The sequence below is a fragment of the Pseudomonas sp. EA_65y_Pfl1_P113 genome, assembly GCF_963970525.1.
GTDB lineage: Bacteria > Pseudomonadota > Gammaproteobacteria > Pseudomonadales > Pseudomonadaceae > Aquipseudomonas > Aquipseudomonas tritici.
Map to the genome: position 1 here is coordinate 1 of NZ_CAXAQM010000346.1, position 529 is coordinate 529.

1 protein-coding gene is annotated in these 529 nt (G+C 67.5%); it reads right to left on the bottom strand.

The genetic code is table 11. The annotated features are described in order from the left end of the window. On the bottom strand, positions 1 to 469 hold a 469-nt coding region (locus AACY52_RS29970), incomplete at its 3' end, for a hypothetical protein (RefSeq protein WP_339561328.1). Between the last annotated feature and the right edge of the window lie 60 nt (positions 470 to 529).

A 529-nucleotide genomic window follows, 5' to 3' on the forward strand; every position in this document is an offset into this window, starting at 1 on the left:
TGCTTTCGGCAATCGCCTTTCCGGCCGGGCCGTTGGGATCGTCGAGGGATGGCCCCGGCGCTTCCGCCAGGACGGGGCCGTTTAGTCCGGCTTCTTCGCGAGCATCCGCTGCAGCGCCGCCAGGTTGCTCGCCGCGCGCGCCGCCACTGCCTGCACGTCCATCGCCAAGGCCGGATTGGCCGACGCCTCTTTCAGCGCCGTGATCGCGCGCTGCGAGAGTGTGTTCGAATTCGTCGGCGAGGTCGGCATAGCGTGTATTCTCCGCTTCCTGTGCAATCACGTCAAGGGCGTCGCGAGCATAGTCGTTCACCACGCGGGCAATCGCCGCACCCGGTGTCAGCTCGCCACTCGCGACCCAATCCGCGGCGCGCAAATGCTCGACCGGGGTGAAGGCGATGCCATGTGTATCCAGCGTGTTCGCGATGGTTTCGCGCGCCGCCGCGAACTGCGTTTGCCGCGCGCGTGCCACTTCGCGCGCGGTCGCGGTTTCCAGGTCGCCCCGCGCATAATGCGGCGTCGAAACGGCATG